The organism is Avibacterium volantium, from assembly GCF_049366555.1.
Classification (GTDB): domain Bacteria; phylum Pseudomonadota; class Gammaproteobacteria; order Enterobacterales; family Pasteurellaceae; genus Avibacterium; species Avibacterium volantium_A.
In genome coordinates this window covers 1-227 of sequence record NZ_JBMMGT010000088.1, presented here as the reverse complement: position 1 = coordinate 227, position 227 = coordinate 1, and the positions used below count along the sequence as shown (strand labels likewise).

Genomic DNA, 227 nt, shown 5'->3' with positions numbered 1-227 from the left:
CACAGCACACATTTTGCTGAAAATCATAACCACATTAATGGAATTGAGAATTTTTGGAGCCAAGCAAAACGCCATTTACGCAAATTTAATGGCATTCCTAAAGCCCATTTTGAGCTTTATTTAAAGGAATGCGAATGGCGTTTTAATTACAGTGACATAAAAACTCAAATTTCCATTTTAAAACAATTAGTTAAAGGGAGCTTAGTCTAGTTATCTAGGACAGCCCC

The 227-nt window shown here is 34.8% G+C and carries 1 protein-coding gene; it reads left to right on the top strand.

All coding sequences use genetic code 11. The features are described 5' to 3' along the window. A partial coding sequence (locus ACLS0A_RS11110; protein WP_416083520.1) for a transposase occupies positions 1-210 on the top strand: 210 nt, incomplete at its 5' end. Positions 211-227: the final 17 nt, after the last annotated feature.